This is a genomic window from Acidovorax sp. KPB24-07 (assembly GCF_057543315.1).
The window spans coordinates 1-733 of the sequence record NZ_BAAJYS010000853.1 but is presented as its reverse complement, the minus strand read 5'-3'; the positions used below and the strand labels follow the sequence as shown (position 1 = coordinate 733).

General features: G+C 72.6%; 1 pseudogene. It reads left to right on the top strand.

Features of this window, described 5'->3' with window-relative positions:
* Positions 1-733: pseudogene (locus tag AC27IQ_RS26265) on the top strand (EmrA/EmrK family multidrug efflux transporter periplasmic adaptor subunit); the annotation flags it as partial.

Sequence of the window (733 nt, the reverse complement as noted above, 5' to 3'; positions counted from 1 at the left end):
CGGCGTGGTGTCGGCGCGCGAGCAGCTCGCCAGCAACCAGTCGCTCACCCAGGGCATCTCGGTGGACCAGAACCCCAACGTGCTGGCCGCCGCCGGCAAGGTGCGCGAGGCCTACCTGGCCGCCCGCCGCACCGACCTGCCCGCCCCCCGTGGACGGCTACGTGGCGCGCCGCACCGTGCAACTGGGCCAGCGCGTGGCCGCCGGCACGCCGCTCATGACCGTGGTGCCGCTCAACCAGGTGTGGGTGGATGCGAACTTCAAGGAAAACCAGCTGCGCAACCTGCGCCTGGGCCAGCCCGCCAAGCTCACGGCCGACCTGTACGGCAAGAAGGTGGAATACACCGGCACCATCGCCGGCATGGGCGTGGGCACGGGCTCGGCCTTCGCGCTGCTGCCCGCGCAGAACGCCACCGGCAACTGGATCAAGGTGGTGCAGCGCGTGCCGGTGCGCATCGCGATCGATGCCGAGCAATTGCGCACCCACCCGCTGCGCGTGGGACTGTCCATGGACGTGAAGGTGGACACGCAGGACCGCAGCGGCCACCTGCTGGCCGACGCGCCGCGCACCCAGGCCGTGGCGCAGACCGCGGTGTACGACGACCTGGACAAGGGCGCCGGCGCCGACGTGGCCCGCATCATCGCGGCCAACGCCGGTCCGGGCTACAAGCCCACGCTGGCCGCCGCGCCGGCCAAGGGCACATCGCAGGTCGCCATGGCGCCGGCCACGACCGC